An 18,481-nucleotide genomic window follows, 5' to 3' on the forward strand; every position below is an offset into this window, starting at 1 on the left:
CACAATCATTGATTGATGATGGTTAAGCATTTAGCGAAGGGGACAGGCAAATGGCCGGCAATTTAAAAGTCGTAGAATCGGATAATCAGTTGAACTCATCAGACAGACAAAAGGCGCTCGACGCCGCATTGGCGCAAATCGATCGCGCCTTCGGCAAGGGCTCGGCAATGAAGCTGGGCCAGCGCAAGGCATTGGAAATTGAAGCTATCTCGACCGGTAGCCTGGGACTGGATATCGCGTTGGGAATCGGGGGATTACCAAAAGGCCGCGTGATCGAAGTCTACGGACCGGAAAGCTCCGGCAAGACCACGCTCGCCTTGCACGTCATCGCCGAAGCGCAGAAAAACGGTGGCACCGCTGCCTTTGTCGACGCGGAACATGCTCTCGATCCGGTCTATGCCAAGGCATTGGGCGTCAATACCGACGAGCTGATCATTTCCCAGCCCGATACCGGCGAGCAGGCACTGGAAATTGTCGATACATTGGTGCGTTCCAATGCGATTGATATCTTGGTTGTCGATTCGGTTGCCGCTTTGGTGCCGCGCGCTGAAATCGAAGGCGAAATGGGTGATACCCATGTTGGTCTGCAGGCGCGTCTGATGAGTCAGGCGCTGCGCAAGCTGACCGGATCGATCAGCCGTTCCAAGTGCATGGTGATTTTCATCAACCAGATCCGCATGAAAATCGGTGTGATGTACGGCAATCCGGAAACCACCTCGGGCGGTAATGCGCTGAAATTCTATGCATCTGTACGGCTCGACATCAGACGGACCGGCCAGATCAAGGAACGCGACGATATTGTCGGCAACTCGACACGTGTCAAAGTGGTCAAGAACAAGGTCGCGCCGCCGTTCAAGCAGGTCGAGTTTGACATCATGTACGGCCAGGGCATTTCCAAGGTTGGCGAGATTATCGACCTCGGCGTGAAAGCCGGCGTCGTCGAAAAATCGGGTGCCTGGTTCTCATATGACTCGGTTCGCATCGGGCAGGGCCGTGAAAATTCCAAGCGCTTCCTTCTCGAGAATCCGGAGATGATGGCCAAGCTGGAAAACCAGATTCGCGGCAAACAGGAAGCCGTAGCCGAGGAAATGATGACGGGTCCGATCGGCAAAGCCGATGATGATGATGAAAAATAGGTGATTTTGTCGTCGAGGCGGTGACCACTGTCACCGCCTCGACGATCGCCGCTCTCATCTGAACATCGCCTCTGGTGACCCGGCAGGCGCTGCCACGACGATATAGAAATATTACGAGTTTTGCCGGATCACTCTCCCCCGAGGCGATCCCTGGCATAGGGCCGTCCTTCTGTCCCCCGACATCAAGGACGGCCCATTTTTGTGTCTGAAAATAAAACCCAATTAGAGGCTAAAAGGCTTCCAATATTTGCTGATCCAAAATTGTCACTTGCCAACATCAATTTTGATTGAAATAGTTACTCGTCAATTCTGACATTTGTGGGGGAATACATGAAAACTATAAAAGCAATGGCGGCACTGATAGTGCTGCCAATGGGGCTTGGCGGCTGTGCAACGGTTATCAATGGCACTAGTCAGGATATTCAGGTTGCTTCGGAGCCATCCGGTGCAACCGTCGAATTTACCGGCGGCATTGGCTGTACCGCTCCCTGCGAGCTCAGCTTGAAGCGGAAGGATGATTATCGAGCAGATTTTGTGCTCGATGGCTATAAATCTGAATATGTATATGTGCAAAGCCGCACCGGAGGAGCCGCTGCTGGCAATATCTTGATGGGTGGTCTGATCGGCGGTGTCGTTGATGCCAGCAATGGCGCGTCAAACAGCCTGTATCCTCGCCCGCTGCATGTCCGGCTCGTGGCTGACGGTTCGACAGACGAAGCAGTGTTGCTCGGCAAAGAAGGTGAAGTCGTCTCAACCGTCGCGGAGCATAATTACAAGGTTCGTGATGATGTTGAAAAGTCTTTGATGAAAAGAGGCCTGATGACATCGACCGACAAACCTGTAATGATTGTAACTGAGGAAGAAGCCGCCCTTTTACAAGCAAAAGCCAATTCTGAAGAGACTGTCGATTCCCAAGAAAATGAACAGCCTTCAGAAGCTGTTGCCGAGGAATCCGAAAACGAACCGGACGGCTCGCAACCGGAGTAGCATAGCTCGATATCGATTATCGGCTTTACCGTCTTTGATCGATTGAAATGGAACCACCCGAGGTATGGGACCTTTGGGTGGTTCGTTTCTTTTGGATCATGACCTTCCTGATGTCAGCGAAGGCCAGGCACATCAATCACTGATAAGGAACACCATGACCATCATCCTCCATCATCTCGAAAACAGCCGTTCGCAACGGATCATCTGGCTGCTCGAGGAGCTTGGCCTGCCCTACGAGATCAAGCGCTACGAGCGGAACCCCAAAACCCAGAAAGCCCCGGACAGCCTGAAAGCCATCCATCCGCTCGGCAAATCGCCGATGATCGAGGATGACGGCGAAGTGATTATCGAGACCGCGGTGATTGCCGAATATCTGGTCAAGAAGGCTGGCGGCAAGCTGGGTGCTCCGAAAGACGCCAAGAGCGCGCGCCTCTATAATCAATATCTCCATTTTGCCGAGGGTTCGATGATGCCGCCGCTCTATGGCCTGCTCGTCGTTGGCCGTCTTGGCCTGCTCGGCTTGCCCGCGCGCAAGCCGGTTGCCAAAATGACCACCGACCTGCTGGTCTGGCTGGAAACCGAACTGGCCGACCGCAACTATTTTGCCGGCGATGAACTGACGGCTGCCGATATCATGATGAGCTTCCCGCTCGAAGCCTGCCAGTCCCGCGCCGGACTGGACGAGCGCTATCCCAATCTGATGGCATTTCTCGAGCGGATCCACGCCCGTCCGCAATATCAGACTGCCCTCGAAAAAGGCGGCCCCTACGCCTATGCTTGATGGTCTTTTGCTTCTGGGACTCTCCGCTGTTGCTGTGTCCGCTTCGGGACCGCTCGCGGCTTCCGGCGATATATTCCAGGTAGAAGAGATTGATTTTGAGCCGGATTGCAGCCCCAACGCCGCGTTTCAGAAGATTGTCGATATGATGGCTGGTCAGGATATCGATCTATCCGTCTTGCAAGCCGTGTCGGGAAATATCGAGCATCAACTGGCGCTTGATGAACCCGCCGACTGGCACGGGCTGAAACTCGCCGGGGTTCATCTCTATTTCGGCATCGAGCGGGGGCCTGCCAATTATTCACTGATCTTCGAGGATAAGCCGGAAGACGTTCGCGCGGTGTGGAATGGGCGAGGATGGAATCTCCCCGTCTTCGGTCAGGCGCGGGACATTGAAGGTCTGGAAGGCTATGCTGCTATTGGCGTCAGCCAATCCGCCGAGAAGGAGGACGCCGCGCGCGTGACCTGCTGGCGGGATTAGGTTTTGATCCATTCTCGGGATTGTCAACGGCAGATCGGTCGCCTAAGTCGATTTCATGCAAACCACCAATGATATAAGACGCTCTTTTCTGGACTATTTCGCGGCCGAAGGTCACGAGATCGTCCCTTCGTCGCCGCTCATTCCTTATAATGATCCGACGCTGATGTTCATCAATGCGGGGATGGTCCCGTTCAAGAATATCTTCACCGGAGCGGAGAAGAGCTCTTATTCCACCGCGACATCGAGCCAGAAATGCGTTCGCGCCGGCGGCAAGCATAATGACCTCGATAATGTCGGCTATACCGCGCGCCATCATACCTTCTTTGAGATGCTGGGGAATTTCTCCTTTGGCGACTATTTCAAGGAGCAGGCGATTGTTCATGCGTGGACCCTGATTACAAAGGTCTGGGGTATTTCGCCGGACCGGTTGACCGTGACCGTCTATCATACCGACGACGAAGCCTTTGACCTCTGGAAGAAAATTGCCGGGTTGCCGGACGAGCGGATCATTCGCATCGCGACTAATGACAATTTCTGGTCGATGGGCGATACCGGTCCTTGCGGTCCCTGCAGCGAGATATTCTACGATCATGGCGCGCATATTGCCGGTGGCCCTCCGGGCAGTCCGGACGAGGATGGCGATCGCTTTGTCGAAATCTGGAACCTCGTGTTCATGCAATATGACCAGCGCGGGGAAGGCGACCGCGTCGATCTGCCCAAACCCTCGATCGATACCGGCATGGGACTCGAGCGCGTTGCTGCGGTCATGCAGGGTGTGCATGACAATTATGACATTGACCTGTTCAAGGCGCTGATCGCCGAATCCGGTTCGCTGACCGGCACGGTCACGACCGGTGACAATCAGGCCAGCCACCGGGTGATAGCCGACCATTTGCGGGCATCCTCTTTTCTGGTGGCCGACGGCGTGCTGCCATCCAACGAGGGGCGCGGCTATGTGCTGCGCCGGATCATGCGCCGGGCGATGCGCCACGCCCATTTGCTCGGCGCCAAGGATCCGTTGATGCATCGTATGGTCGGTTCGCTGACCGGCGAAATGGGCAATGCATTTCCCGAACTGATCCGCGCCAAGCCGCTGATCGAAGAGACGTTGCTGCGCGAGGAAACCAATTTCCGCCAGACATTGGCCAATGGCCTGAAGCTGCTCGATGCCGAAATCGCCGACATGGGCGAAGGTGATATCCTGCCCGGCGCAACCGCGTTCAAACTCTATGATACTTTCGGTTTCCCGTATGACCTGACCGAGGACGCATTGCGCGCCAAATCGCTTGGTGTGGATCGCGAAGGCTTTGACGAGGCGATGGAAGAGCAGAAAACAGCTGCCCGCGCCGCCTGGAAAGGCTCCGGCGACCAGGCTTCCGACACGGTTTGGTTCGACATAGCCGAACGCGAAGGTAGCACCGAATTTACCGGTTATACGTCCGAGGAAGGCGAGGGCGTCGTTGTCGCTCTGGTCAAGGACGGCGCAGAAATCGAAACCGCCCAGAGCGGCGATACGATCACGTTGCTGACCAACCAGACGCCGTTTTACGGCGAAAGCGGCGGCCAGATGGGCGATGCTGGCGAAATTTCCGGCGCGGACGGTTTCGCAGCCACCGTGACCGACACCAGAAAGACGCTCGGACGGCTCCACGCACATCAGATTGAAATCAGGTCGGGCTCCGTGTCGGTCGGCGATATGGTCCATCTCATGGTGGATGCAGACCGGCGCACTACGCTTCGCGCCAATCATAGCGCTACCCATTTGTTGCACAAGGCGCTGCGCCATCATCTCGGCGACCATGTGACGCAGAAGGGCAGTCTTGTTGCCCCGGATCGTCTGCGTTTCGATTTTTCGCACGTCTCGGCGCTGACCGATTCCGAAATGAAAGCTGTTGAAGCGGATGTGAATGCGCAGATTCGTGGCAACAGCCCGGTCACCACCCGCTTGATGAGTCCCGATGACGCGGTCGCCGCAGGCGCGCTCGCTCTGTTCGGAGAGAAATATGGCGATGAAGTGCGGGTTCTTTCGATGGGCCGTGAGGTTGATCTCGACTATTCGGTAGAGCTATGCGGCGGCACTCATGTCCATGCTTTAGGCGATATCGGTCTGATGGTGATCGTTTCGGAATCTGCCGTTGCCAGTGGCGTGAGAAGGATCGAAGCGCTGACCGGCGAAGCGGCACGGCTTTGGCTTGCTGATCGTGATGCCAAGCTGAAGTCGATTGCTGCAGCGCTGAAGGCATCACCCGAAGAGGCCGCGGATCGCGTTGCCATATTGATCGACGAACGCAAGAAGCTTGAACGCGAACTGACCGAGGCGAAAAAGGCTCTGGCGTTGGCCGGCGATGGCGGCGGCGCGAAAACGGCGGAAACGGAAACCGTTGGCGATACTGCTTTTGTTGGCCAGGTCATCCAGGGGTTGAATCCCAAGGAATTGCGCGGCCTGATCGACCAGTCGAAGAAGCAACTCTCGAGCGGTGTAAGCGCGCTGGTCGCGGTGAACGATGGTCGGGCAACCGTTGCCGTTGGTGTAACCGATGATCTGACCGAACGCTTCAGCGCGGTTGATCTGGTTCAGGCCGGGGTGGCTGCGGTTGGCGGCAAGGGCGGCGGCGGCCGTCCGGATATGGCGCAGGGCGGTGGTCCCGATGGCGCCAAAGCGGATGACGCGATTGCCGCTATCAGGTCTGTTCTTGCGGGCTGAGGCCGTCCGGCACCAGATCGTCGGCTGTCGCCTGCCCTTTGGAAGTGGAGTAGGATTTCAGCTTGGGTTCTTGTTCCAGATCTCCGTCTTCCTGAATCTGCTTGCGGTAGATATCGCGCAGTTCATGGATCGAGGCGATTACAGGGCCCATCGCAACGCCATTTTCAACGAGCACGGCCTCTGACAATTGCAGGGAGCCCTCGAGCGCCTCGGGCACGGCATTGGTCGCGCCGGCCTGATAGAGCTCGGCGGCATGCTCAATGTCTCTTGCCCTTGCGATAATCGGCAGGTCGGGCACCCAGGCCCGGACCTTTTTGACGATCTGTACCGAGAGAACGGGCTCGTCCATCGTCAGCACCAGAGCCTTTGCATGGCCCAGCCGCAATCGGTCGAGCATTTCGTTGCGAGAGACATTGCCGAACATGATCGGATAGCCGTCGCGCCGGGCCTTGGCGACCGTATCGATGTTGGTTTCGACCGCCAGATATTTCTGATTATGGGTTGTCAGCAGATCAGCGATCAGCTTGCCGACCCGGCCAAAGCCGATGATGATGGTCTGCTGGGCTTCCACAGGCAATTCATCCGCCGCTGCACCCCCACCGCTGCGCATTTCCATCCGCCGGGCGATGTCATGGCCAAAGCGGGCGAGCAAGGGGGTGATGGTCAGTCCGATGGCGGTTACAATCTGCCAGAAGGCTGCCGTCTGTGGCTGGATCAGTTGGGCTTGCGTCGCTGCGGCCAATACGATCAAGGTGGTTTCAGACGGGCTGGACATCAAAACGCCGGCTTCGGTCGCGGTGCCAGGACGGGCACCGGCAACGCGGAGCAGGCTGCTGGTGACGACGGCCTTGATCAATACAACCCCGACCACAGCGATCAGCAAATCCGACCAGTTGGCGATGATCACGCGAATATCGATCTGCATGCCGACGGTGATCAGAAACACGCCAAGCGCCAGGCCTTTAAATGGCTGGGTGATGACTTCCACTTCACCGTGATATTCGGTTTCCGCGATCAGCAGGCCAGCGAGCAGGGCGCCCACGATCGGCGAAAGGCCGGTAGCGGCGGTTGCCAGACTGGCCAGGATGATGACCAGCAAGCTGACGGCAAGGAACAGTTCCGGGCTTTTGGTGCGGGCCGCTTGCGCAAAGATGCGGGGTAGAAGCAGCCGGCCGAGGACCAGCATGCCAATAATCACTGCGCCACCCATCAACAACGTACGTCCGAGATCATCCCACCCGCCATCGGCAGTTATCGCCGGAGAGATGGCACCGAGAAGGAAAATGATCGGAACGATGGCGACATCCTCGAACAGGAGCATGGCCAGAGCGGCTCGTCCGACCGGACTTTTGGTGCCCGACATGGGGAGAACCAGGGCGGTTGAGGAGAGTGCCAATGCCAGCCCGAGGCCGAGGGCACCGGCTGAATTCTGGCCGAGAAGATACAGGACAGAACCGATGATCAGGCCGGATGCCAGCAATTCCGCAGCACCGACGCCAAAGACGAGGCGGCGCAAGGACCAGAGGCGCTTGAACGAGAGCTCCAGACCAATGGAAAAGAGCAATAATATGATGCCCATCTCGGCGAAGGGCTCGATAGCCTCGCGATCGTTGATTGTTACAAATTGCAACCAGCTATACTGACCCTGGAGTGAGCCCAATCCGGATGGGCCGAGCAAAACGCCGACCAGAATGAACCCGATGATTGGCGTGATTCGAAAACGCGCAAAGGCAGGGATCACGATCCCGGCGGCACCGAGGATTACGATGGCGTCGATGAAGGCTGGGTTTTCGAGCGGACTGTGCATGGGCGACTCTATATACGAACGATGCTATTTGTCAGCAGGTTACATTGCGGTGGAGGCGAATCATGAATGAGAAGCGTGACATTGTAATAGTTGGCGGCGGCCCTGCCGGGATGATGGCGGGCTTGCTGTTCGCCCGTGCTGGCCTGAAAGTGGCTGTGCTGGAGAAACATGCCGATTTTCTGCGGGATTTCCGAGGCGATACGGTTCATCCTTCGACGCTGGAGCTTTTCCATCAATTGGGAATGCTGGATGATTTGCTGCAACTGCCGCACAGCAGAGTGGATCAGGCCTCCATCCACATCGCGGGGCGGCAGATGAAAGTATTGGATTTCCGGCATTTGCCGGTAGCGGCGCCCTATATTGCGATGATGCCGCAATGGGATTTACTCAACTTCATTACCGGCAAGGCAAAGCAATATCCCGGGTTTGATTTGCACATGGAAACCGAAGCGGTGGGCCTGGTCTATGACAATGCTGAGCGTGTGTGCGGCGTTGAGACCGCCGACGGGCAAATTCTCGACGCAAAACTGGTCATTGCTGCGGACGGCAGGCGATCGGTGTTGCGCGGCAAAGCCGAATTGCCGTTGCGGAATATCGGCGCGCCAATGGACGTTTTCTGGTTTCGGGTCGACAAACCGGACAATGCTGGTGGCGACGTTTTCGGGACGGTTCTGGCGGGCCGGTTCATGGTGATGATCGATCGCCAGGACTATTATCAATGCGCCTATATATTCAACAAGGGGCAGGCTGACGAAGTGAAAGCCGCCGGGCTGGAGGCCTTTCGCGCGGGCTTACGGTCGCTGGTTCCCGACCTGGCCGGGGCTTTTAGCCAGATCGCCAGTTGGGATCAGGTCAAAATGCTGGAAGTGGCGCTTGATCGACTGGAGCGCTGGCATCGCCCCGGTTTGCTGGCGATTGGTGACGCTGCCCATGCCATGTCACCGATTGCTGGCGTCGGAATCAATATTGCTGTTCAGGACGCGGTAACCGCCGCGAATGTCCTGGCCGCTCCAATGGCTAGGGGAGATAATCCCGATCCGCTGCTGGAGCAGGTTTATGCGCGCAGAATAAAACCGGTGCGCCGGATGCAGGCATTGCAGAAATTTGCGCAGGACAAGGTCATTGCGCCGCTTTTGCGACGTACCAAGCCGATCGAAAGACCGTTTTTAATATTAAGGCTGTTAAACCGGGTGGCGTTTTTGCGCCGTATTCCCGGCCGCGTCGTCGGTCTGGGATTCGGGCGAGAGGATATCCACTCGCCCGAAAACCCCGTTAAACCGTTATGACTTCTGCCAGTTTTCCATTTCCGTTTCCAGATTGGAGCGAACGGCTTCAAAAAACTGTTCGGTCGTCATCCAGGATTGGTCAGGACCGATAAGGATCGCTAGATCCTTGGTCATGTCGCCATTTTCAACGGTCTGGATGCAGACGCGCTCCAGTGTTTCGGCAAAGCGCGTGACATCAGGCGTATCATCAAATTTTCCGCGGTAAATCAGGCCGCGGGTCCAGGCAAAGATCGACGCGATCGGATTGGTCGATGTCGCCTTGCCTTGCTGATGCTGGCGATAGTGGCGGGTAACCGTACCATGCGCCGCTTCTGCTTCGACGCAATCTCCGGTCGGGGTCATCAAAACCGAGGTCATCAGGCCAAGCGAACCGAAGCCCTGCGCGACCGTGTCCGACTGGACGTCGCCGTCATAGTTTTTGCAAGCCCAGACAAATTTGCCGCTCCATTTCAGAGCGGAAGCGACCATGTCATCGATCAGACGATGTTCATAGGTGATGCCGGCCTTGTCGAACTTGTCCTTGAATTCGGCCTGGAAGATTTCTTCGAACAGATCCTTGAAGCGGCCGTCATAGGCTTTCATGATCGTGTTCTTGGTCGACAGATAGACTGGCCATTCGCGGTTCAGGCCATAGTTCATCGAAGCGCGGGCGAAATCGCGAATCGAGTCGTCCAGATTGTACATCGCCATGGCAATGCCGGGGGACGGGAACTGGAATACTTCTTCGTCGATCTTGTCGCCGTTGTCGCCTTCCCAGATCAGCCGAAGCTTGCCGGGTCCGGGTACCTTGAAGTCTGTGCAACGATATTGGTCGCCAAAGGCATGACGGCCGACAACGATAGGATCGGTCCAGCCCGGTACGAGACGCGGGACATTGTCGATCACGATTGGTTCGCGGAATACAACGCCGCCGAGAATGTTGCGAATGGTGCCGTTTGGCGATTTCCACATCCGCTTCAGGCCAAATTCCTCGACCCGGTCTTCGTCGGGGGTAATCGTCGCGCATTTTACGCCAACGCCGTGCTTCTTGATCGCATTGGCCGCGTCGACCGTGATTTTGTCGTTTGTGTCATCGCGGACCTCGATGGAAAGGTCATAATAATGCAAATCAATGTCGAGATAAGGTTCAATCAACCGCTCGCGAATCCATTGCCAGATGATGCGAGTCATTTCGTCGCCGTCAATTTCGACGACCGGGTTTTTGACCTTGATTTTCGACATATCGTTTATTTCTTTCCTGAAACGGGAACAAGTAGGGAGGAATGATGTTGCCAGCCTCTTAGCAAAGATTGCCATTTGTTCAACCCAGAGTTGCGGGGTCGATTTGCTGGCGGTCGGGCAAAATCCCGATATTGAATTTTCAATATATCAACGGGAGTGTTGTCAGAACAAGGGCCCGCCACTAAGTAGCGGTCATGGCAATCGAGAAATATTCAAACAAGGGGTTGGGCGAGGCTAAATGGTCTTTCCCGCCGATTCATCCTGAGGGCCGCAAATTTGCAGTCATCGCGGGAGTCATCACCGTGTTTTTTGCGCTCATGGCCTGGGAAACTCTTGCCTGGCCCATGGCCGGCATAACCGTCTGGATATTGGCGTTTTTCCGAGATCCCAAGCGGGTTACGCCGCTCGATGAAAAATATATCATCGCGCCTGCCGATGGTCTGGTGAACCTTATCATGCCGGTTACGCCACCGGTCGAATTGCAGGGCGAGGGCGGTCTTGGCAGCGAAGAGCTGATCCGTGTCTCGATTTTCATGAGTGTGTTTGATGTCCATGTTAACCGGACTCCGATTGAAGGAACCGTGAAACGCCAGGCCTATATTTCCGGAAAATTTCTGAACGCGGACCTCGACAAGGCCAGCGACGAAAATGAACGGCAGCATTTCATGGTCGAACGCAATGACGGCCTGAAGGTCGGCTTTACCCAGATTGCGGGGCTGGTGGCCAGGCGGATCATGGCCTTTGTTAAGGAAGGCGACTTCGTTGCCGCCGGACAGCGAATCGGACTGATCCGCTTTGGCAGCCGGGTTGATGTCTATTTGCCCAAGGGAACGGAACCGAATGTTGTTCTGGGGCAGCGGGCCATTGCCGGGGAAACCGTGCTTGCCGTGATCGGCCAGACAAAAGAAATTGAAGGCGTCGGCCAATGACCTCCGGGCGGGCTGATGGCCGGATGGAGCAACGCTGATGGCTGGCAAAGGTTCGATGAAACGCCCCGAACGCGGTATTCCGCTGCGTGCCTTTGTTCCGAACGCGGTGACCGCGCTGGCGCTTTGCGTGGGTTTGAGCAGCGTTCGTTTCGCTTATATGGACAATTGGGTGCTGGCAGCCGCAGCGATTGTGCTGGCTGGCATATTGGACGGCCTTGATGGCCGGATTGCCCGGTTGTTGAATGCGCAGAGCCGCTTTGGCGCGGAACTCGACTCGCTGTCCGATGTGATCGCCTTCGGTGTGTCGCCGGCGCTGGTGATGTACCTCTGGTCGACTCAATATATGCCGCAATTCGGCTGGGTGCTGGCACTGACGATGGTGGTCGCCTGTGCCCTCAGGCTGGCGCGCTTCAACGCCTTGATCGATGATGAAGATCAGCCGCATAAATCTGCAGGCTTTCTTACCGGAATTCCGGCACCGGTAGGCGCCGGCTTGGCAATGCTGCCGCTCTATCTCTGGATGATAACCGATCAGGAAATCTTCCGCCATTATGCGATAGTATCTCCCTGGATCGTTCTGATTGCTTTTCTGATGCTGTCCAACACCGCGACCTACAGTTGGTCTTCCTTGCGTCTGCGAAAGAATATCAGGCTGGAAGCGATTGCTATCATCGCCTTGATCGGTGTTGCGCTGATCAATTCACCGTGGATCATGCTGTCAGCGATCAGTATCATCTATCTGATAATGATTCCATTCAGCGTCCGCAGCTATGCAAGGGTCAAGCGGCAGCGCGCAGCGGAGCGGGCTGCAGCGAGCGATGCTGGGTCATAAGCTGTGGCGCTTTGACCGTCCGGTGGCGATAGGCTGTCGGCGGGATAACGGTTTCGGGCCGGTGGCCATTCAACTCGCTCTGAATGACATCCGAGATCCTGTCACGATATTGGAAAAACATCATCGTAATGACGGCGACCGAGCCCAAAAAGGCGAGGGCAAAAAAGGTTGAGATGGCGATAGCAAGCATGTGACAATCCCGTTTGTTCTTTTGATGAACCCTTAATGTTCCATTTCTGTTCTCATTGTCAAGCGCTATTCGAAAACCTTCGAGAATCCGGGACGGCCGACGTGCGTCGACCCCAAGAATCTATTGCAGTAACCACAGGAACCTTTTATCTCGTTATTCTTTGGGAACTGATCGATGGTTCAATTTACACAGCCGACAAAAAGCTCTGTTTCTTCCTTTCCATCCATTCAGGCCAAATTGGCCTCCTGCTCCCAAGTCGTGGGAGAGGCATTTTTCCCGGTCATGGTAGAAGCGCTGGCAGAAGCGCTTTCGGCTCGATGGGTGCTTTTGAGCACTCTTCATCCGGTTGATCGCGGGAAAGCTTGTACGGTCGCGGTATGGGACAACGGGCCTGGTGACAATTTCGAATATGATCTGAAAGACAGTCCCTGTGAAAATATCGTGGGGGATGGCGCCTGTTGTTATCCCGATAATATTGCCGATCTCTTTCCGCGGGACCAGATGCTGAAAGACATGGGCGCTGTAAGCTATGTTGGAACGCCGTTGCGGAGATCGTCGGGGGAAGTTCTGGGCCTGCTGTCCGTGCTGGATGAAAAGCCGTTTGAAAATGTAGAACAGGCTTCCGAAGTGATTGAAGTGTTTTCCGGGCGCGCAGCGGCTGAACTGGAGCGGCTGGCGACAGCTTCTCTGAACGAACGGCTCGGGCGTATTGTCGAAGATTCGGTCAGTGAAGTGTATATTTTCGATGCGGACAGCTATCATTTCGAGTTGGTAAACCGGGGAGCACGGGAAAATCTCGGCTATTCCATGGAGGAACTTCGTCGATTGACGCCCTGGGATATCAAGCCCCAATTCACCAAGGACGAATTCATTCAGCATGTAACGCCGCTACGGAAGGGCGAGGTTGCAAACCAGCTATTTGAAACGCAGCATCAGCGAAAAGACGGTTCCGTCTATGACGTTGCGGTGCAGGTGCAGTTTTTCCCTGGCATTGAAAATCTTTTTTATGCTTCGATTAGCGATATCACCGATCGGAAACGTGCAGAAGAAGCGCAAGCCCATCTTGCAGCCATTGTCTCCTGCTCCAGCGAAGCGATCATATCCAAGACTTTGGACGGGACGATCAGAAGCTGGAACAACGGAGCGGAAAAAATCTTCGGCTATTCGGCAGAGGAGATGATCGGAAAGTCCATTCGCCTGCTCATCCCTGCTGACCGGCAGAATGAAGAGGAAGATATACTCGCGCAGATCAGTCGCGCCGAGCAGGTCAATAATTACGAAACGGTACGATTGTGCCGGGATGGGCGGGAAGTAGACGTGTCTGTCACCGTTTCGCCGATTTTCGATTCTGCAGGGAAGATCGTTGGCGCATCAAAAATTGCCCATGACATAAGTGACCGGAAACTCGCAGAAGCGCGCGAGCAACTGCTTATGGGAGAGGTTAACCACCGGGCGAAAAACATGCTGACGCTGGTGCAGGTGATTGCGCGCCAGACCGCCGCAAATGACGCCCACACATTCGCGCAGCGTTTTGACGAACGCATTCTCGCGCTTTCCGCAAGTCATGATGTTCTTGTGAACAGCTATTGGCAGAATGTGCCGCTGGATGAACTCGTCAGATCGCAGCTGGGACATTTTCAGGACATATTCGGAGCGCGGATAAAATTATCAGGTCCGTCGCTCAAGATCACAGCTCCGGCGGCGCAGGCGATTGGCATGGCGTTGCATGAACTCGCTACAAATGCTGCGAAATATGGCGCGCTGTCCAACGAAGACGGTACGATCGAAATCGGCTGGAAGCTCGACGGAAGCGGCGTCTCTGAGCAACGACTGTTGCTGGATTGGATCGAACGGGGAGGGCCGGAAGTCACGAAGCCGTCCCGGAACGGTTTCGGCTCCACGGTGATTGACCAGATATTGGAAGCCAGCATCAATGGCGATGTCATTATGGACTGGCTCCCGACCGGTCTTGCCTGCCATGTAAGCTGCCCGGCCGAGAAGGTTCTCGATAATCTGGAGATATCGAGCCAGCAATCGCGGGTTGCTTCCCACACGGGGCAATCGTCTACTTCGGATTCCCGCCGCATTTTGGTCGTGGAAGACGAAATACTGATTGGAATGGAAATAGCCGAAATATTGAAGGCTACCGGATTCGAAATTTTTGGCCCGGTAGCCACGGCCGCAGGGGCGCTTGCCATATTGGAGAATGAGAGGTGCGATGCTGCGGTGCTGGATATAAATTTGGGTAAAGAGACATCGGCGCCCATTGCCAAGCTGCTTTCCGAAACAGGAACGCCTTATCTCTCGATCTCGGGGCGTAGCAGAGAAGACCGGCCTGATATATTTAGCGATTCTCCTCATCTGGCAAAGCCGATTCAATCAGCGCTCCTGGTTAAAGAACTGGGGCAGTTGCTTGAACCGACGGTAAACCAGGAGGCCCGTCAAACCCACTGACCGAAATATGCCGGGTCACCGCCAGGCAATGTGCGGCACGTGGTTATGCGTTTGTCGCCAACTGATCCGTCAGGTTGTGGTTGTGGAGAAGTTCTCGTCTTCGCGCAAAATGTGGTTGCATTTTTCTCAGCTTCACCTTAACGGCACGCTCATTCCACATGGAAAGCACTCATACCGGTGCCGATAGCGGTCTTTAAGGTCGTTTGAGGTTCTCAGCTTTCCAGAGGCATAACCGGATAAGGAGAAATATTATGGCGGCCCCTGTCGTCACCCTACAGCAATTGATTGAAGCCGGAGCTCACTTCGGCCACCAGACCCACCGCTGGAACCCGAAGATGAAACCGTACATCTTTGGCGCCCGCAACAGTGTCCACATTCTTGACCTTTCGCAGAGCGTGCCCTTGTTCGCACGGGCACTTGATTTTATCGCCAATGCCGCTTCGGCTGGCGGCAAGGTCCTGTTCGTCGGTACCAAGCGTCAGGCGCAAGAGCCTATCGCTGAAGCAGCCCGCGCAAGTGGCCAGCATTTCGTAAACCATCGCTGGCTCGGCGGCATGCTGACCAACTGGAAAACGATTTCCAACTCGATCCGCCGGATGAAAACCCTGGAAGAGCAGCTCGGTGGTGACACCGCTGGCTTTACCAAGAAAGAAGTCCTGCAGATGACGCGCGAGCACATCAAGCTGGAGCTTTCGCTTGGCGGTATCCGTGACATGGGCGGCATTCCCGATGTCATGTTCGTGATCGATGCCAACAAGGAAGAACTCGCCATCAAGGAAGCCAATGTTCTGGGCATTCCGGTTGTCGCGATTCTCGATTCGAACGTTGATCCAAGCAACATCGCTTTCCCGGTACCGGGCAATGATGATGCCGCGCGTGCGATTCGGCTTTATTGCGAATCCGTTGCTGCGGCAGCCACCAAGGGCGGCCAGGACGCTATGGTTGCAGCTGGTGCAGATCTTGGAGCAGCGGTTGCTCCTCCGGTCGAGCAGATCGTTTCGAGCGAAGCCAATGCAAGCGCGATGGTTTCTGGCGAAGAAGCAGCGGTTGCCGATATTGCGGACATCGCAGCAGAAATGACGGCGGCTGAAAAAGCTCCGGTAGAAGAACCGAAAGCTGAAGAAAAAGCGGCTCCGGAAAAAGCTGACGAAAAGGCAGGCGAAAAAGCCTGAACTTGAAGCTTCTTTCTGCGGTCATATATTGACCGTAATAGAATAAATACGGGGCGGCATTTTTGTCGCCCCAATTTCACATTTCCCGGTCAAGAAATTGAGGAACGAATAATGGCTATTACAGCAGCAGCAGTGAAAGAACTGCGTGAGCGCACCGGTGCGGGCATGATGGATTGCAAAAAGGCACTGAGCGAAACCAATGGTGACGTCGAAGCAGCGGTTGACCTGTTGCGGACCAAAGGTCTCGCCGCCGCACAGAAAAAATCGAGCCGTACAGCGGCTGAAGGCCTTGTCGGCGTATCCGTCGAAGGCACCAAGGGTGTCGCCGTTGAAGTGAACAGCGAAACCGATTTCGTCGCTAAAAACGAGCAGTTTCAGGATTTCGTTGCCAAGGTAACAGGCGTTGCGCTGGGCCTGAACGAAGATGATATCGAAGCGCTTGCCGCTGCGGATTATCCTTCCGGCGGTACCGTAAAAGAAGTGCTGACCAACAATATTGCGACAATTGGTGAAAACCAGGCGATCCGTCGTATGAAAACCGTTGCGGTTTCCAGCGGCCTCGTCGTTCCCTATGTTCACAATGCAGTCACTCCCACGATGGGCAAGATCGGCGTGCTGGTTGCGCTGGAAAGCACCGCTGGCGCTGATGTTCTCGAACCACTCGGCAAGCAGATTGCGATGCATATCGCCGCCGCATTCCCGCTGGCTCTGAACGCAGACGGCCTTGATCCGGAATTGCTCGCTCGTGAACGCGCAATTGCTACCGAAAAGGCAGCCGAGTCCGGCAAGCCTGACAATATCGTCGAAAAAATGGTCGATGGCGCGATGGCAAAATTTGCCAAGGAAAATGCGCTGCTCAGCCAGACGTTCGTGATGGATAACAAGACGCCTGTCGCTCAGGTTGTGGAGCAAGCAGGAAAAGATGCCGGCGCAGAAATCAAGCTGACGGAATATGTCCGTTTCCAGCTTGGCGAAGGCATTGAGAAGAAAGAAGAAGATTTTGCAGCAGAAGTCGCTGCTGCGGTTGCCGGCTAATCGAGCAACCGATTGAATATTTCAAGCGGTAACGCTTGGCAGCATGGCGCGGACTATCTATGGTCTGCGCCATATCTGTTTTTGGGGCCGGGCATTGATTCCGGCAGGATGGGATTTGCATGAAACGACCGGCGTTCAAGCGCATTTTGCTGAAGCTTTCTGGTGAAGTCCTGATGGGCTCGAGCGAATTCGGGATTGACCCGGAAACGGTCAACCGCATCGCGAACGAAGTGAAATCTGCAAAAGAGGCAGGATTTGAGCTTTGCCTGGTGGTCGGCGGCGGCAATATTTTTCGGGGTCTGGCTGCGGCGGCAAAGGGCTTTGAGCGGACCAGCGCCGATTATATGGGTATGCTGGCAACCGTGATGAATGCGCTCGCCGTCCAGAATGCACTTGAACAGATGGGCTGCGACACGCGGGTCCTGTCCGCCATACCGATGGCGAGCGTGTGCGAACCCTATATTCGCCGCAAGGCCGTGCGGCATCTGGAAAAGGGCCGCATCGTTATTTTTGCAGCAGGAACAGGCAACCCCTATTTCACAACCGATACCGCTGCTGCATTGCGCGCTGCGGAAATGGGCTGCGAAGCGCTTTTTAAAGGCACCAGTGTCGATGGCGTCTATAACGCCGATCCGAAAATCGATCCGAACGCGACCCGCTATGAAGAATTGAGCTTCGATCGCGTCTTGAGCGATAATCTGAAGGTCATGGACGCCAGTGCCGTGGCGCTCTGCCGTGAAAACAAGATACCGATCGTCGTGTTCTCGATCCGGGAGCAGGGCAATCTTGCAACCGTCTTGGGCGGTGGTGGCACTGCGACCATGGTCGGGACAACTGAATAAAATTTAGAGGAACCAGCAATGGCAAAATATGACAAAGCCGATCTGCAAACGAGGATGAATAGTACGCTGGAGGCGCTCAAGCATGATTTGAGCGGCCTGCGTACCGGACGGGCTAATATCGCTCTTCTGGATACGATTACGGTCGAGGTTTACGGTTCGAAAATGCCGCTCAATCAAGTGGCCACTGTTTCGGTGCCCGAGCCGCGTATGTTGTCTGTTCAGGTGTGGGACAAGGCCAATGTCCAGCCCGTGGAAAAGGCAATCCGCTCCGCGGGGCTTGGTTTGAACCCGATGACTGACGGACCCAATGTCAGGCTCCCTATTCCAGATCTGACCGAAGAGCGGCGTAAGGATCTCGCAAAACTGACCGGACAGTTTGCCGAGAAAGCCCGTATCGCCATTCGCAACGTCCGGCGGGACGGTATGGATGACCTGAAAGCCGACGAGAATAAGAAGGAAATCAGCGAAGACGACCGGAAACGGCTCGAGACCGAAGTTCAGAAGCTGACCGACGAGATGATTGCGGAAGCCGACAAGCTGGCGGATGCAAAGGAACAGGAAATTCTGACGCAGTGAAGCTTACGCGTTCAAAAAATGGTTCTTCAGACTCGGTCCCAGCCAAGGCCG

15 protein-coding genes are annotated in these 18,481 nt (G+C 55.5%); 13 read left to right on the top strand and 2 right to left on the bottom strand.

Annotated features, from left to right (window positions below):
* The first annotated feature begins 50 nt into the window (after positions 1-50).
* From recA to alaS, 5 genes are all read left to right on the top strand, one after another.
* Complete coding sequence (recA, locus tag ACWFTY_RS07415) at positions 51-1,136, top strand: recombinase RecA (protein WP_447526629.1); 1,086 nt, start codon at positions 51-53, stop codon at positions 1,134-1,136.
* 330 nt (positions 1,137-1,466) lie between these two features.
* Complete coding sequence (locus tag ACWFTY_RS07420; protein ID WP_447526630.1) at positions 1,467-2,123, top strand: hypothetical protein; 657 nt, start codon at positions 1,467-1,469, stop codon at positions 2,121-2,123.
* Positions 2,124-2,277: 154 nt separating this feature from the next.
* A complete protein-coding gene (locus tag ACWFTY_RS07425) occupies positions 2,278-2,904 on the top strand; it encodes a glutathione S-transferase family protein (RefSeq protein WP_447526631.1) in 627 nt (208 codons plus the stop codon).
* Positions 2,897-3,382: a hypothetical protein gene (locus tag ACWFTY_RS07430; RefSeq protein ID WP_447526632.1), complete on the top strand. Its 486-nt coding sequence runs from the start codon at positions 2,897-2,899 to the stop codon at positions 3,380-3,382. Before ACWFTY_RS07425 ends, ACWFTY_RS07430 begins: the two co-directional genes overlap by 8 nt.
* A gap of 55 nt (positions 3,383-3,437) precedes the next feature.
* Entirely contained in the window at positions 3,438-6,086 is a 2,649-nt protein-coding gene (alaS, locus tag ACWFTY_RS07435) for an alanine--tRNA ligase (RefSeq protein WP_447526633.1), read from the top strand.
* Here alaS and ACWFTY_RS07440 read toward each other — a convergent pair.
* Positions 6,064-7,893 carry a cation:proton antiporter domain-containing protein gene (locus tag ACWFTY_RS07440; protein ID WP_447526634.1) on the bottom strand — a complete coding sequence of 610 codons (1,830 nt, stop codon included), beginning with the start codon at positions 7,891-7,893 and terminating at the stop codon, positions 6,064-6,066. The two genes, alaS and ACWFTY_RS07440, sit on opposite strands and share 23 nt — an antisense overlap.
* A 62-nt stretch (positions 7,894-7,955) precedes the next feature.
* Between ACWFTY_RS07440 and ACWFTY_RS07445 the strand changes: the two genes are divergently transcribed.
* Positions 7,956-9,179: an FAD-dependent oxidoreductase gene (locus ACWFTY_RS07445; RefSeq protein WP_447526635.1), complete on the top strand. Its 1,224-nt coding sequence runs from the start codon at positions 7,956-7,958 to the stop codon at positions 9,177-9,179.
* Here ACWFTY_RS07445 and ACWFTY_RS07450 read toward each other — a convergent pair.
* Positions 9,174-10,400, bottom strand: a complete 1,227-nt coding sequence (locus ACWFTY_RS07450; RefSeq protein ID WP_447526636.1) for an NADP-dependent isocitrate dehydrogenase — start codon at positions 10,398-10,400, stop codon at positions 9,174-9,176. The genes ACWFTY_RS07445 and ACWFTY_RS07450 overlap by 6 nt on opposite strands.
* A 194-nt stretch (positions 10,401-10,594) precedes the next feature.
* Between ACWFTY_RS07450 and ACWFTY_RS07455 the strand changes: the two genes are divergently transcribed.
* From ACWFTY_RS07455 to frr, 7 genes are all read left to right on the top strand, one after another.
* Positions 10,595-11,329 carry a phosphatidylserine decarboxylase gene (locus ACWFTY_RS07455; protein ID WP_447526637.1) on the top strand — a complete coding sequence of 245 codons (735 nt, stop codon included), beginning with the start codon at positions 10,595-10,597 and terminating at the stop codon, positions 11,327-11,329.
* 37 nt (positions 11,330-11,366) lie between these two features.
* Positions 11,367-12,161 (top strand): CDP-alcohol phosphatidyltransferase family protein, encoded by a 795-nt coding sequence (locus ACWFTY_RS07460; RefSeq protein ID WP_447526638.1) that lies wholly within the window; start codon positions 11,367-11,369, stop codon positions 12,159-12,161.
* Between the two features lie 364 nt (positions 12,162-12,525).
* On the top strand, positions 12,526-14,805 hold the full coding sequence (locus ACWFTY_RS07465; RefSeq protein WP_447526639.1) for a PAS domain S-box protein: 2,280 nt from the start codon (positions 12,526-12,528) through the stop codon (positions 14,803-14,805).
* 251 nt (positions 14,806-15,056) lie between these two features.
* On the top strand, positions 15,057-15,977 hold the full coding sequence (gene rpsB / locus ACWFTY_RS07470; RefSeq protein WP_447526640.1) for a 30S ribosomal protein S2: 921 nt from the start codon (positions 15,057-15,059) through the stop codon (positions 15,975-15,977).
* A gap of 111 nt (positions 15,978-16,088) precedes the next feature.
* Positions 16,089-17,012, top strand: coding sequence for a translation elongation factor Ts (gene tsf / locus ACWFTY_RS07475; RefSeq protein ID WP_447526641.1), 924 nt, complete (start codon positions 16,089-16,091; stop codon positions 17,010-17,012).
* A 119-nt stretch (positions 17,013-17,131) separates the two neighbouring features.
* Positions 17,132-17,854: a UMP kinase gene (pyrH, locus tag ACWFTY_RS07480; protein ID WP_447526642.1), complete on the top strand. Its 723-nt coding sequence runs from the start codon at positions 17,132-17,134 to the stop codon at positions 17,852-17,854.
* Positions 17,855-17,872: 18 nt separating this feature from the next.
* Positions 17,873-18,430, top strand: coding sequence for a ribosome recycling factor (gene frr, locus ACWFTY_RS07485; protein ID WP_447526643.1), 558 nt, complete (start codon positions 17,873-17,875; stop codon positions 18,428-18,430).
* The last annotated feature ends 51 nt before the right edge of the window (positions 18,431-18,481 follow it).

The sequence above is a fragment of the Parasphingorhabdus sp. NYA22 genome (genome assembly GCF_976973735.1).

What these genes read in the sequence shown, in the direction of transcription:
- recA (WP_447526629.1), top strand. Translation starts at nt 51, where the DNA reads ATGGCCGGCAATTTAAAAGTCGTAGAATCGGATAATCAGTTGAACTCA.
- ACWFTY_RS07420 (WP_447526630.1), top strand. Translation starts at nt 1,467, where the DNA reads ATGAAAACTATAAAAGCAATGGCGGCACTGATAGTGCTGCCAATGGGG.
- ACWFTY_RS07425 (WP_447526631.1), top strand. Translation starts at nt 2,278, where the DNA reads ATGACCATCATCCTCCATCATCTCGAAAACAGCCGTTCGCAACGGATC.
- ACWFTY_RS07430 (WP_447526632.1), top strand. Translation starts at nt 2,897, where the DNA reads ATGCTTGATGGTCTTTTGCTTCTGGGACTCTCCGCTGTTGCTGTGTCC.
- alaS (WP_447526633.1), top strand. Translation starts at nt 3,438, where the DNA reads ATGCAAACCACCAATGATATAAGACGCTCTTTTCTGGACTATTTCGCG.
- ACWFTY_RS07440 (WP_447526634.1), bottom strand. Translation starts at nt 7,893, where the DNA reads ATGCACAGTCCGCTCGAAAACCCAGCCTTCATCGACGCCATCGTAATC.
- ACWFTY_RS07445 (WP_447526635.1), top strand. Translation starts at nt 7,956, where the DNA reads ATGAATGAGAAGCGTGACATTGTAATAGTTGGCGGCGGCCCTGCCGGG.
- ACWFTY_RS07450 (WP_447526636.1), bottom strand. Translation starts at nt 10,400, where the DNA reads ATGTCGAAAATCAAGGTCAAAAACCCGGTCGTCGAAATTGACGGCGAC.
- ACWFTY_RS07455 (WP_447526637.1), top strand. Translation starts at nt 10,595, where the DNA reads ATGGCAATCGAGAAATATTCAAACAAGGGGTTGGGCGAGGCTAAATGG.
- ACWFTY_RS07460 (WP_447526638.1), top strand. Translation starts at nt 11,367, where the DNA reads ATGGCTGGCAAAGGTTCGATGAAACGCCCCGAACGCGGTATTCCGCTG.
- ACWFTY_RS07465 (WP_447526639.1), top strand. Translation starts at nt 12,526, where the DNA reads ATGGTTCAATTTACACAGCCGACAAAAAGCTCTGTTTCTTCCTTTCCA.
- rpsB (WP_447526640.1), top strand. Translation starts at nt 15,057, where the DNA reads ATGGCGGCCCCTGTCGTCACCCTACAGCAATTGATTGAAGCCGGAGCT.
- tsf (WP_447526641.1), top strand. Translation starts at nt 16,089, where the DNA reads ATGGCTATTACAGCAGCAGCAGTGAAAGAACTGCGTGAGCGCACCGGT.
- pyrH (WP_447526642.1), top strand. Translation starts at nt 17,132, where the DNA reads ATGAAACGACCGGCGTTCAAGCGCATTTTGCTGAAGCTTTCTGGTGAA.
- frr (WP_447526643.1), top strand. Translation starts at nt 17,873, where the DNA reads ATGGCAAAATATGACAAAGCCGATCTGCAAACGAGGATGAATAGTACG.